This is a genomic window from Shewanella sp. GD04112 (assembly GCF_029835735.1).
Classification (GTDB): Bacteria; Pseudomonadota; Gammaproteobacteria; order Enterobacterales; family Shewanellaceae; genus Shewanella.
The window spans coordinates 166570-179533 of the sequence record NZ_JAOEAL010000001.1; the positions used below are offsets into that span (position 1 = coordinate 166570).

14 protein-coding genes are annotated in these 12964 nt (G+C 49.0%); 12 read left to right on the forward strand and 2 right to left on the reverse strand.

Annotated features, from left to right (window positions below; translation table 11 throughout):
• Positions 1-11: 11 nt before the first annotated feature.
• Entirely contained in the window at positions 12-410 is a 399-nt protein-coding gene (gene hslR / locus N7386_RS00760; RefSeq protein ID WP_279766761.1) for a ribosome-associated heat shock protein Hsp15, read from the reverse strand.
• 251 nt (positions 411-661) lie between these two features.
• Here hslR and gspC point away from each other — a divergent pair, with 251 nt between their 5' ends.
• From gspC to N7386_RS00820, 12 genes are all read left to right on the forward strand, one after another.
• Entirely contained in the window at positions 662-1588 is a 927-nt protein-coding gene (gspC, locus tag N7386_RS00765) for a type II secretion system protein GspC (protein ID WP_279766762.1), read from the forward strand.
• 24 nt (positions 1589-1612) lie between these two features.
• Entirely contained in the window at positions 1613-3727 is a 2115-nt protein-coding gene (gene gspD / locus N7386_RS00770) for a type II secretion system secretin GspD (protein WP_279766764.1), read from the forward strand.
• The gene (gene gspE, locus N7386_RS00775) at positions 3724-5289 is read left to right on the forward strand and encodes a type II secretion system ATPase GspE (protein ID WP_089066679.1); all 1566 of its coding nucleotides are present in this window, start codon (positions 3724-3726) and stop codon (positions 5287-5289) included. The genes gspD and gspE overlap by 4 nt, the downstream gene beginning before the upstream one ends.
• Positions 5290-5292: 3 nt before the next feature.
• Positions 5293-6516: a type II secretion system inner membrane protein GspF gene (gspF, locus tag N7386_RS00780; RefSeq protein ID WP_279766765.1), complete on the forward strand. Its 1224-nt coding sequence runs from the start codon at positions 5293-5295 to the stop codon at positions 6514-6516.
• A gap of 69 nt (positions 6517-6585) precedes the next feature.
• The gene (gspG, locus tag N7386_RS00785; protein ID WP_011715426.1) at positions 6586-7020 is read left to right on the forward strand and encodes a type II secretion system major pseudopilin GspG; all 435 of its coding nucleotides are present in this window, start codon (positions 6586-6588) and stop codon (positions 7018-7020) included.
• 1 nt (position 7021) lies between these two features.
• Complete coding sequence (gspH, locus tag N7386_RS00790; RefSeq protein WP_279766767.1) at positions 7022-7594, forward strand: type II secretion system minor pseudopilin GspH; 573 nt, start codon at positions 7022-7024, stop codon at positions 7592-7594.
• Complete coding sequence (gene gspI / locus N7386_RS00795; protein ID WP_011715428.1) at positions 7581-7949, forward strand: type II secretion system minor pseudopilin GspI; 369 nt, start codon at positions 7581-7583, stop codon at positions 7947-7949. The genes gspH and gspI overlap by 14 nt, the downstream gene beginning before the upstream one ends.
• Positions 7930-8697: a type II secretion system minor pseudopilin GspJ gene (gene gspJ / locus N7386_RS00800; RefSeq protein WP_086902856.1), complete on the forward strand. Its 768-nt coding sequence runs from the start codon at positions 7930-7932 to the stop codon at positions 8695-8697. The genes gspI and gspJ overlap by 20 nt, the downstream gene beginning before the upstream one ends.
• On the forward strand, positions 8694-9692 hold the full coding sequence (gene gspK, locus N7386_RS00805) for a type II secretion system minor pseudopilin GspK (RefSeq protein WP_086902855.1): 999 nt from the start codon (positions 8694-8696) through the stop codon (positions 9690-9692). The genes gspJ and gspK overlap by 4 nt, the downstream gene beginning before the upstream one ends.
• A 48-nt stretch (positions 9693-9740) precedes the next feature.
• Positions 9741-10928, forward strand: coding sequence for a type II secretion system protein GspL (gspL, locus tag N7386_RS00810; RefSeq protein ID WP_086902854.1), 1188 nt, complete (start codon positions 9741-9743; stop codon positions 10926-10928).
• Between the two features lies 1 nt (position 10929).
• Positions 10930-11406 carry a type II secretion system protein M gene (locus N7386_RS00815; protein ID WP_037416438.1) on the forward strand — a complete coding sequence of 159 codons (477 nt, stop codon included), beginning with the start codon at positions 10930-10932 and terminating at the stop codon, positions 11404-11406.
• Positions 11407-11420: 14 nt separating this feature from the next.
• A complete protein-coding gene (locus tag N7386_RS00820) occupies positions 11421-12182 on the forward strand; it encodes a type II secretion system protein N (protein WP_086902853.1) in 762 nt (253 codons plus the stop codon).
• Positions 12183-12252: 70 nt separating this feature from the next.
• On the opposite strand, the gene yrfG is transcribed toward N7386_RS00820, so the two are convergent.
• Positions 12253-12915, reverse strand: coding sequence for a GMP/IMP nucleotidase (gene yrfG / locus N7386_RS00825; RefSeq protein ID WP_047535788.1), 663 nt, complete (start codon positions 12913-12915; stop codon positions 12253-12255).
• Between the last annotated feature and the right edge of the window lie 49 nt (positions 12916-12964).

Genomic DNA, 12964 nt, shown 5'->3' on the forward strand with positions numbered 1-12964 from the left:
TTACGTAATTCTTAGCATTCTTTAAAACGGATAAGTTGGCGTCGTTGCTTTTTATCCGGTTTATGGTCGGGCGCAGGATTATTGAGAATATTCAATCGTCTTGCTTCGGCATTTACCGCACGCTTGGCTATACTGGCGGCCGTTTCTTCGTACAATTCCTGCGCAATCGATGCACTTTGTCGCATTTCAGATAATTTTTTTATGACGATCTCTTTATCGTCATATCCCTGTCGTATCTTAAGGACGGCACCTATCTCAGCATTCTTACTAGATTTGGTGCGAGCACCGTTGTAATGTACTTTGCCGCCGTTGATCATTTCTTTGGCAATGGCACGGGTTTTATAAAAACGTGCGGCCCATAACCACTTATCGAGTCGAACGCTGCCACTGTCGCCTGAACTTTGTGTCATAGTGTCTCCAAGATAAAAGATCGATGAGTTCACATGCTGAACAATAAAATGCCTAAGCCGCATTGCTATTATGTTAAAGGGTGGTGCGCTTCACACCCTTTTGAGGCGGGCAAAGTTAGCATAAATGGCCAATTTTCGCCAATTGCAATACTGTTATGGGGTTGTTGCCAAATGCGGCCTAGGTTAGCATGTGGCGAACATTCTAATTTTTATAATCAGAACAGAGACCTGTATTGAGGGTCCACATAAATATGGATTTATTAGATAAAGTTATCGCTAAAGCTGCAAGTATCCCGCATAAGCCATTGAGTCAGGTTGTTTTCTGGTTTGGTTTTATTCTGTGTTTACTCTTAGCCGCGCAAATTACATGGAAACTCGTACCTAGCACTTCATCCCCAACGGCTTGGTCTCCTACGGCTGTCACCACGACAGGTAAAGGGGCTGGGCAAGTTGATCTGGCGGGATTACAGCAGCTTGCACTGTTTGGCAGAGCCGATGCCAAAACGGATAAACCGAAAGTGGAAGTGGTTGAGACTGTGACCGATGCGCCTAAGACGTCACTCTCGATTCAATTAACGGGTGTGGTGGCCTCGACCGCCGATCAAAAAGGCCTCGCGATTATTGAGTCCAGCGGCAGCCAAGAAACCTACAGCCTAGGCGATAAGATTAAAGGCACTTCGGCTTCGTTAAAAGAAGTCTACGCTGACCGGATTATCATCACCAACGCGGGCCGTTATGAGACCCTGATGCTCGATGGTCTGGTTTACACCAGCCAAAGCCCGGCGAATCAGCAACTACAAAAGGCTAAGAGTGAAAAAGCCGAGGTGGTTAGCCGCGTGGATCAGCGCAAAAATGCTGAAATTTCCCAAGAGCTGGCCGAATCCCGCAGCGAACTCTTAGCCGACCCCAGCAAAATCACCGATTACATCGCGATTTCTCCCGTCAGACAGGGCGAAAGCGTCGTGGGTTACCGTCTAAACCCGGGTAAAGATGTGAACCTTTTTAAGCAAGCGGGCTTTAAACCCAATGACCTTGCGAAATCGATTAATGGATACGACCTGACTGTGATGAGTCAGGCGTTAGAAATGATGAGCCAATTGCCTGAATTAACTGAAGTTTCTGTTATGGTGGAACGGGAAGGACAATTGGTTGAAATCATGTTTAGTTTGCCGCAATAACACGCGTTAGAGGAAAGTAAAATAATGAATAACAAACGGATTCGACGCAAACTGATTGCTGGAGTTGTGGCTGGCGCCACTATGCTGACCTCGCAATTTGTTTGGTCTGAACAATATGCGGCCAACTTTAAAGGCACTGATATCCAAGAATTTATCAACATTGTTGGTAAAAACCTGAATAAAACCATCATTGTTGACCCGACCATTCGCGGCAAGATCAACGTGCGCAGTTATGATCTGCTCAACGATGAGCAGTATTACCAATTCTTCCTCAACGTGCTGCAAGTTTACGGTTATGCCATCGTCGAGATGGAAAACAACGTCATCAAGGTCATTAAAGACAAAGATGCGAAAACCGCTGCGATTCGTGTTGCCAACGACAACGACCCAGGTTTGGGCGATGAAATGGTCACCCGCATCGTGGCGTTGTATAACACCGAAGCCAAGCAGTTAGCGCCGTTATTACGCCAGTTAAACGATAACGCCGGTGGCGGTAACGTAGTGAACTACGACCCATCGAACGTATTGATGTTATCTGGCCGCGCAGCGGTGGTTAATAAGTTAGTTGAAATCATTCGCCGTGTAGATAAACAGGGTGATACCTCTGTTCAAGTCGTGCCACTTGAATATGCTTCTGCTGGCGAAATGGTGCGAATTATCGATACCCTGTACCGCGCGACAGCTAACCAAGCGCAGCTTCCCGGACAAGCGCCTAAGGTTGTTGCCGACGAGCGGATTAACGCCGTAGTGGTCAGTGGTGATGAAAAGAGTCGTCAACGGGTGGTGGAGCTGATCCACCGTCTCGATGCCGAGCAAGCCAGCACGGGCAATACGAAAGTACGTTATTTACGTTATGCCAAGGCCGAAGACTTAGTTGAAGTGCTAACCGGTTTCGCCCAAAAGTTGGAAGGTGAAAAAGATCCTAGCGCTCAGGCAGCGGGTGGTGGCAAACGTCGTAATGAAATCAATATTATGGCCCACACTGATACTAACGCATTAGTGATCAGCGCTGAGCCAGATCAAATGCGCACTATTGAAAGCGTGATCAACCAACTCGATATTCGCCGCGCCCAAGTATTAGTAGAAGCCATTATCGTGGAAGTTGCCGAAGGCGATAACGTCGGCTTTGGGGTGCAATGGGCCGCGAAAGCGGATGGTGGCACTCAGTTCAATAACTTAGGCCCAACCATAGGCGAGATTGGCGCGGGTGTATGGCAGGCGCAGGATAAAGAAGGAACCTATATCACTAACCCAAGCACGGGCGAGGTGATTGGCCAGAACCCAAAAACTAAGGGTGATGTGACCTTGTTGGCGCAAGCCTTAGGGAAAGTGAATGGTATGGCGTGGGGCGTGGCCATGGGCGACTTTGGCGCCCTAATACAAGCAGTGTCGGCCGATACCAACTCAAACGTACTGGCAACACCTTCGATTACGACGTTGGATAACCAAGAAGCCTCGTTTATCGTCGGTGACGAAGTGCCGATTCTGACGGGTTCTACCGCCAGCTCAAACAACAGTAACCCATTCCAAACCGTTGAACGGAAAGAGGTTGGGGTGAAGTTAAAAGTGGTGCCGCAGATCAACGAAGGCAACGCGGTTAAGCTTGCGATTGAGCAAGAAGTCTCGGGCGTAAACGGTAACACGGGTGTAGATATCTCCTTCGCGACTCGCCGTTTAACCACCACTGTAATGGCCGACTCAGGACAAATCGTGGTGCTCGGTGGTTTGATTAACGAAGAAGTCCAAGAAAGCGTGCAGAAAGTGCCATTCCTCGGTGATATTCCGGTACTTGGCCATCTATTCAAGTCGTCTTCTAGTAAGAAGACCAAAAAGAACCTGATGATCTTTATCAAGCCCACTATTATTCGTGATGGTGTGACTATGGAAGGAATTGCAGGCCGTAAATACAATTATTTCAGAGCATTACAACTTGAGCAGCAAGAGCGTGGCGTGAACTTGATGCCAAATACTCAAGTGCCAATCTTGGAAGAATGGAATCAGTCTGAGTACGTGCCACCGGAAGTAAACGATATTTTGGATCGTTACAAAGAAGGCAAAGGGTTAGAAACTCAGATGCGTAAAACGGACTCGACCCTCAAGTCGCTGGATGAAAACAAGAACAAAGACAAAACACAATGAGTGAAATACAAGTAACCCAAGTCGAGGATTTAAGCCTAGTTTCTAACGAACTAGGTCTTGAAGCCGAAGGTGATGAGGTATTTCGCTCTAGCAGCAAAGAGCGTTTACCCTTTGCCTTTGCCCACCGCCATGAAGTGATTTTAGCCTATGGCGATGATGGCGCCTTGAACCTGTTTTATACCGCCAAAACCCCATTAGCGGCCATGCTCGAAGCGCGCCGCTACTCAGGGGTGGATTTGCCTTTAGTGTTGCTCGAGCCAAGCAAGTTTGAGGCGAAATTAACTCAGGCTTATCAAGCCAACTCCTCTGAAGCGCAGCAGCTGATGGAAGATATTGGCAACGAGATGGATTTATTTACCCTCGCTGAAGAGTTGCCACAAACCGAAGATCTGCTCGAAGGCGATGATGATGCGCCTATTATCAAGCTGATTAACGCCTTGTTATCTGAAGCGATTAAAGAAGAGGCCTCGGATATCCATATCGAAACCTACGAGAAGCAATTGGTCGTGCGTTTCCGTATCGACGGTGTGCTGAAGGAAGTGCTTAAACCGAATCGTAAGTTGTCATCTCTGTTGGTGTCACGGATTAAGGTAATGGCGCGCCTCGATATCGCCGAGAAACGTGTACCGCAGGACGGCCGTATTTCGCTGCGGATTGCGGGTCGTGCGGTGGACGTGCGGGTATCGACCATGCCATCAAGCCATGGCGAGCGGGTGGTGCTGCGTCTGTTAGATAAAAATGCCGGTAATTTGGACTTAAAACAACTGGGTATGACCGACAGTATCCGTGCCCAGTTCGATGAGCTTATCCGTCGTCCACACGGCATTATTCTGGTGACTGGCCCTACGGGTTCGGGTAAGAGTACCACGCTGTACGCGGGTCTTACAGAAATTAACTCTAAAGATACCAATATCTTAACCGTTGAAGATCCTATCGAATACGAATTAGAAGGTATAGGTCAAACCCAAGTGAATACTAAGGCGGACATGACCTTCGCCCGTGGTCTACGGGCGATTCTGCGTCAAGACCCGGATGTGGTAATGATCGGGGAAATCCGTGACCTAGAAACCGCCCAAATTGCGGTGCAGGCGTCTTTGACTGGTCACTTAGTGATTTCAACCCTGCATACCAACACGGCCTCTGGCGCGATTACCCGTTTGCAGGACATGGGCGTAGAGCCTTTCTTAGTCTCATCGAGTTTGCTTGGGGTATTAGCCCAGCGCTTAATTCGTACTCTTTGTCCAAAATGTAAAACAGAACATGTGCCCGATGAGCGTGAGCGTGAGCTGCTGGGTATTACTGCGGATGATCAGCGCCATATTTACCGCGCCAATGGCTGTAAGGCCTGTGGTAGCAGTGGCTACCGTGGTCGTACGGGTATCCATGAGTTATTGCTGGTCGATGATAATGTGCGCGAGCTGATCCACGGTGGACGTGGCGAACTGGCGATTGAGAAATATATCCGCCAGTCGGTGCCAAGTATTCGCCACGATGGCATGAGCAAGGTGCTCTCAGGTATCACCACTCTGGAAGAAGTCCTGAGGGTGACCCGCGAGGAGTAAGCTATGCCAGCATTTGAATATAAGGCGCTGGACGCCAAGGGAAAACAGCTAAAAGGGGTGATTGAGGCGGATACCGCCAGACATGCCCGTAGTCAGCTGCGTGACCAACGCTTGATGCCGCTGGACATTCTGCCGGTCACCGAAAAGGAGGCTAAGGCGAAAGGTGCGGGATTCTCGCCCTTTAAACGCGGGATTTCGGTGGCGGAATTAGCGCTGATCACCCGTCAAATCGCCACACTGGTCGCTGCGGGTTTACCGATTGAGGAATGTCTCAAGGCGGTGGGCCAGCAATGTGAGAAGGCGCGTCTCGCCAGCATGATCATGGCAGTGCGCTCCCGCGTGGTGGAAGGCTATAGTCTGGCCGACTCTCTTGCCGAATTTCCGCATATTTTCGATGACTTGTACCGCGCCATGGTGGCCTCGGGTGAAAAATCCGGCCACTTAGAAGTGGTGCTGAATCGCTTAGCCGATTACACCGAACGTCGTCAGCAGCTGAAGTCCAAACTGCAACAGGCGATGATTTATCCCATTATGCTGACGATAGTGGCCATTGGGGTGGTGTCGGTGTTATTGGCCGCCGTTGTGCCAAAAGTGGTTGGCCAATTTGAGCATATGGGCGCCGAGTTACCCGCTACAACCCGCTTCTTAATTGCCGCCTCAGACTTTGTCCAGCACTATGGTCTGTTTGTTATCTTGGCGATCGGTATTCTGCTGATGGTGTTCCAGCGTCTACTCAAGTCACCGATTTTCAAGATGAAATACCATACGTTTTTGCTGAAAATGCCGGTGATTGGCCGAGTGAGTAAAGGACTCAATACCGCACGGTTTGCGCGTACCCTGAGTATTTTATCCGCCAGTTCAGTGCCTTTGTTAGATGGGATGCGCATTGCCAGCGAAGTATTGCAAAATGTGCGGGTGCGAGCGGCGGTGGATGATGCCACGGCACGCGTACGGGAAGGAACTAGCCTAGGCGCAGCGTTGACTAACACTAAGCTATTCCCGGCGATGATGTTATATATGATCGCCTCGGGGGAGAAGAGTGGTCAGCTCGAGGAAATGCTTGAGCGTGCTGCAGATAACCAGGATAGGGAATTCGAGAGTAATGTTACACTGGCGCTGGGTGTGTTCGAGCCCATGTTGGTGGTGAGCATGGCGGGGGTTGTACTCTTTATCGTGATGGCCATTCTGCAACCTATTTTGGCACTGAACAATTTGATTAGTGGCTAGTTATTAAATTTATGGATTATTGCCTCTTTGGACTCAGAGATGGCGCAGGTTTTTTAGGAGATGTAGTCGATGCAAATGAACAAAAAGCACAAGGGTTTTACCTTACTCGAAGTGATGGTGGTTATCGTTATCCTCGGTATTTTGGCGTCTATGGTAGTGCCAAACCTGATGGGCAACAAAGATAAAGCCGACCAACAGAAAGCGGTATCTGACATAGTAGCGCTCGAAAACGCCTTAGATATGTACAAGTTAGATAACGGTGTTTATCCAACGACTGAACAAGGTTTAGAAGCCTTAGTGCAAAAACCAACGATTTCGCCCGAGCCACGTAACTACCGTGAAGAAGGTTATGTAAAGCGTTTACCACAGGATCCATGGCGCAATAACTACTTACTGTTAAGCCCAGGCGAAAACAGCAAGTTAGATATCTTTAGTGCAGGCCCAGATGGTCAGCCAGGTACCGAAGACGATATCGGTAACTGGAACTTACAGAACTTCCAATAAGATGTTAACGCTGCGCCACGCCGGCTTCACCTTGATGGAGGTGATGCTGGTTATTTTGTTAATGGGACTCACCGCGGCGGCGGTGACTATGTCTATTGGCAATTCAGGCCCACAACAGGCGCTGGAAAAAAACGCGCAGCAATTTATCGCCGCCACAGAGCTAGTGCTTGATGAAACCGTATTGAGCGGTCAATTTATCGGTATCGTGGTGGAAAAAAACAGTTATCAGTTTGTTTATTATAAAGATGGTAAATGGAATCCATTGGAGAAGGACAGAATTCTGTCTGAAAAACAAATGGAACCCGGCGTCGCGCTGAATCTGGTGCTCGACGGTTTACCCTTAGTGCAGGAGGATGAAAAGGACGAGTCGTGGTTCGACGAGCCCTTAATTGAGCCTTCTGCGGAAGATAAGAAAAAGCACCCAGAGCCGCAGATTTTACTGTTCCCGAGTGGTGAAATGAGCGCCTTCGAGCTGAGCTTTATGACCAAGACCGACAAGGGGCCACTCGATGTATTAGTGGTGGGCGATGCCCTTGGCCGTTTAACCTTAGGGCGACCCGATGAAATACGCTAAGGGTATGACACTACTCGAAGTCATTGTGGCCTTGGCGGTATTTGCCATCGCCGCCGTCTCTATCACCAAAAGCTTAGGTGAGCAGATGGCGAATATGCCGATTCTGGAGTCACGCACCCTTGCACAATGGGTGGCGGACAATCAAATGGTCGACGCCAGACTCGATCCGCAATTTCCCGAATTAGGCAAAAAAGAAGGGCAGGTTGAACTCGCGGGTAAGGATTGGTACTGGCGCAAAGAAGTGGTGAAAACCACGGATGATAACTTTCGCATGATCCGCATTAGTGTCAGTGAAGATGAGCGTTATCAGCGTATTGCAGCACAAGTGAGCAGTTATGTCCTTAAAACAAACTAAGGCTCATAAGGGATTTACCCTGCTGGAAATGCTGATCGCGATTGCGATTTTTGCCATGTTAGGTTTAGCCGCCAATGCGGTGTTAAGCACTGTGCTGACCAACGATGAAGTGACCCGTAACTTCTCGGTGCGTTTAAAGGCATTGCAGCAGGGCTTTGGCGCGATTGAGCGCGACCTTGGGCAGATGGTGGCGCGGACACCCAGATTACTCGAAGGCGGCCGTGGTACCACAGTCTTCCAAACGGGTAACGATATTTTAGATTCGGAATCAGAGGCCTTAGTGTTCTACCGCTTAGGCTGGCTCAACCCCGACGGCTTATTGCCCCGTGGCAGCATACAGTCAGTTGCCTACGTGGTGCGCGAAGGAAAATTAGAGCGTTGGTACTTTCCGTATCCCGAACCCGAATTTGGCGCCGAGCCAATGAAGACTGTGATTATCGATAAGGTGCTCTCGGTCGAGTATTCCTTCTTTATGGAGGACAAATGGGAGCGTAAGGTCGAGGCGACCAAGTTACCCAAAGCCATCGCAATGGAAATTGAGATTGAAGGCTTAGGCAAAATTCAACGTAAGTTTATGTTGCCCTTGGGCGCGGCGGCGCCAGAAAAGTCCAATGATGAGGACAATAAGAACGACAACGCCGATGACAATAAAGATGACAACGGCGACCAAGACAATAACGGCGATGGCTCGGGTAACGGCGAAGAAGATCCCAGCAAAGGTGACCCAGGTAATGAGGATCGCGCATGATAAAGCGAAGTCCGACTAAACAACGTGGTGTCGCGCTGATTGTGGTGTTGTTGATCGTGGCCATGGTGGTGATTATCGCCACCAATATTACCAGTCGAAATCAGTTGTCGATGCGCCGCACCTTAAACTTAGCCCAGTACGATCAGGCCTATTGGTACGCGATTTCCGCTGAAGAACTGGCGAAGAAAATCCTTAAGCAGGACTTAGACGATTCGGAAGGCCGGGTACACAAGCAACAATATTGGGCCATGAGCGACGTGGTATTTCCGGCGGAATATGGTGAGATTGCAGGCAAGATCACCGATATGCGTTCGTGTTTTAACTTAAATGCTTTGTCCGTCACCACAAAAGATGTGGAAAACGGTCAACCTAAATTGCCGTTAGCGGCAAAGCAATACAAAGCGTTATTAGTGAGTTTAGGGATGGATGATTTTACCGCGGATCATCTGACCCAAACCCTCAAGGATTATATCGACGAGGACACGGTCGCTAGCCCATATGGCGCCGAAGATGCCGAGTACGAGGCGCGAAATGTGCCTTATCGCGCCGCAAATACCCTGATGAATCACAGGAGTGAGTTGCGGGCGGTGATTGGTTACACCCAAGATATTTATCTGAAATTATTGCCTTATATTTGCGTCATTCCAGGGAATGACAGACAACTGTTAAACGTAAACACCATAGAGGTTGAGCAAGCGGCGCTGCTGGCGGCCATGCTGGATAATCAGATTTCGGTTGGCGAGGCGGAAAGCATTATTAACCAGCGCCCTGGCGATGGTTTTGCCAAGATTGATGATTTTTACGAATCCTCCTCAATGGGGTCGATTAAATGGGAAGATGCGATGAAGTCGACTTTTGTGATCGACAGTCAATATTTCCTCCTTGCCTCGGGCGCAAAGGTCGACAACGCCATTTTTAGGATGGAGAGTGTGCTCAAAAAGGGCAGCGGTAACAAAATGGATGTGCTCACCCGTCAGTTTGGTGGACAAAAATAATAGCAAACAAGCTCAATCCCTTAAGGTTGAAGCTGGTGGAGAAAAACTGTGAGTGAACGGCTATTTATTCGCTTAGGCAGAACCGCAGAGCAGGCATGCTCTTGGCTGGTTTGGTCCGAACAAGAACAAGAAATTATCGCCTCAGGCGAACTGGCCAACGCCCAAGGTTTATCAACCTTAACTGAGCGCGCGGGCAATCGCCCTATTGATGTGTTGGTGCCAGCTTCCGCCATGACGCTCACCAGCGTGAATCTGCCCGAAAAAGGCCAACGCCAAGCCTTAAAGGCCCTGCCTTTTATGTTGGAAGAAACCATCGCCGAGGATGTGGATGCGATGCACTTTACCGTTGGTCCACGCAATGGCGATGCCCTCAGCGTGGTGGCCGTTGCCCATGAGCAAATGCAAACTTGGCTCAGCTGTTTGGCCGAAGCGGGCTTAAAAGTAAAGCGTATCGTGCCTGATTGCTTGGCCTTGCCATTGCAGGAATGCCAATGGGCGGCTATGCGTTTCGGTAACGAGTTATTGTTGCGTACAGGATTAGGAACGGGCCATAGTCTGCCTTTATCTTGGTTGCCAGTGGCAATGAAGCAACTGACGGCTCAGACAGACGAGGTGTCGGTCGCCAGTTACACCGAGATGGAGTTGGACGGTGTCGAGCTTAAGCCACAGCCTCTCGACTTACCTATGTTGGTGCTGGCGCGTGGCATTTTACATGCGCCGATTAACTTACTGACGGGTGTCTATACGCCTAAGCGCGAATACAGTAAGCATCTGTTGCAATGGAAAAATGCGGCAATTGTACTAGCCATTGCTATTGTGTTGTCTCTGGTAAATAAAGGCTTAACCATTCATCAGGTAAATGGCCAAATCGCCGATTTGAAGGCGCAAAGTGAAGCCATTTATCAACAAGTGATACCAGGCAATTCACGTATTGTGAATTTACGCTCGCAGATGGAGAGCCAACTGCGCGCACTCCAAGGCCAAGGCAGTGGTGCAGAGTTTTTTGCCATGCTGGCGGGGTTACAAGACGCCTTTAAACAAGTACCTGAGCTAAAACCCAATAGCTTGAGATTTGAAAGTGCCCGTAATGAAATCCGCATGCAGGTCACTGCTAAAAATTACGCGCAAATTGAGAGGTTTAAAGAGATTGTCGGCCGTCGTTTCCAAATGGATGGTGGCACGATGAATAGCGGTGAAGATCAGGTCACCAGCACCTTAACCTTGAGGAGCAAATAAGATGGATAATTTGCGGACTTGGTGGCAAGGGCTTGCGTCGCGCGAGCAGCAGATCGTAGGTTTTGGCGCCGTATTTTTAGTGATCGGTCTATTTTACTGGGGGATTTGGACGCCAATCGCCAATGCTGAGGCCAATGCACTGCGCAACTTAACGGCTCAGCAGCAAACCTTGACCTATGTAAAGCAGACGGCGAATAAAATCGCTGGCTTAAAACAAAGCGGCGCTAAGCCGACGATGAGCGGCAGTTTAAGCTCGGTCGTCAACCAAACAGCTGGCAGTTATGGCTTAGTGATCACTCGCATGCAGCCTCAGGGCGATAAAATCCAAGTGTGGATGGATGATGTGCCATTCGATGCCTTACTCAGTTATTTGAATGATTTAGTGCAGCAAAAGGGCTTATCCCTTGAGAGTGTTGATTTGGCGGAGGCTGACGCGCCTGGCTATGTCAAAGTAAGACGGATCCAACTAGCGCAATAGGTTAAGGTGTAGCTGTGAGTCTGATAAAAAAGATTATTATTGGTGTACTAATTTATATCGTGTTTTTAGTGGCGTTGTTTCCTGCCAGTGTGGCCGTGCGCCTCGCACCACTCCCAGCGAATGTGGGAATTTCTGGAGTGAGTGGCAGTATTTGGGAGGGTAGCATTGAAACTTTGAATATTCAGCAGCGCCAATTGGAGCAAGTGCGTTGGGAACTCAGCCCTTGGTCTTTGTTTTTAGGCAAAGTGAAGCTGGATTTTCAGGTAGGTAGCCGAGCAACACCCGTAAGTGCTAAAGGGTTAATCACTTGGTCAATGGCTGGCATTAGTGCGCAGGGATTACGCTTTGAAGCGCCCGATAGCTTCTTAATTGGTAATACTAAGCTGCCCTTTAGAACCGAAGTTCGAGGCGAACTCAGCCTATTGGTTGAAACCCTCGAGCAAGGCAAACCTTGGTGTGAACAATTATCGGGTAAATTATTTTTAAACCAAACCAATGTGAAGAATCAATTCGGCGAATATCCATTAGGTAATATCGAACTGGGGCTGAGTTGTGTTGAGGGTAAAGCGCAGCTTGCAACCGATGAGAGTAAAAACCAGTTGGGGATTATCGGTACCTTACAGTTAGACGAGGGGAATATGGTCAAGGTTGCCGCTAAGATCAAAGAGACCAACGAACAGCCGGAAGATATGCGTAAATCTCTTAATATCCTCGGCAAGCGTGGAGATGACGGTTACTTCCCTATTGTTTATCAGGGGCGTATTCCTGGGCTTTAATCTAGCCAGTAATGTAACCTAATGCATGATTTGATAAAGGCACCTTGGGTGCCTTTTCTATTTCGAGGGGTTAACTCGCGAGATCGTTAAGCAATAAACGATAGTCGCTAATGGCCGGAAAATCATTGAAGGTTTTGGCAGGTTTCTGGCTATCGGGATTGCTGATCCCGAGCTGATGGCCCACGCCCGCTAAGCGCGCTGCATTTAAAATGGGTTCGCTATCATCGATAAACAGGCAGCGCTCAGGCACTAGGGCAAATTTTTCAAATAGCGTTTGCCAAAATTGTGGGTGTTCCTTGGGATAACCCGTTTCATGGCTTGAGATCATCGCATCTAAACCACTTCCAAGTTCAGTATGCTCTAGCTTAAGAGCAAGACTCTTAGGGTGGGCATTGGTGACTAAGATGCGTTTTTTGCCCGCGGCGGCGAGAGCATCGAGAAAAGGCATACTGTCTTGGCGCAGTTGAATACGGTCAACTAAGTCGCGGTGAAGCCCCATAATGTCGAGCTGCAGCTCGGACTGCCAATAATCGAGGCAATACCAATCTAACGTGCCTGCGACTCTGCCGTAGGCTTTTTCCACCAGTTGTTGTGCCTGGCTCTGGCTTAATCCCCGCTGCTTGCTCAGCTCCTGTGGCACCAGACTCAGCCAAAAATGGTTATCAAAGTGCAAATCGAGCAGGGTGCCATCCATATCGAGCAGTACAGTATCAATCTTCTTCCAGTCAAACATGGGATATCCTGTGTGGTTAGGTCGGCTTGTAGATCAGCTTATCTTGTCA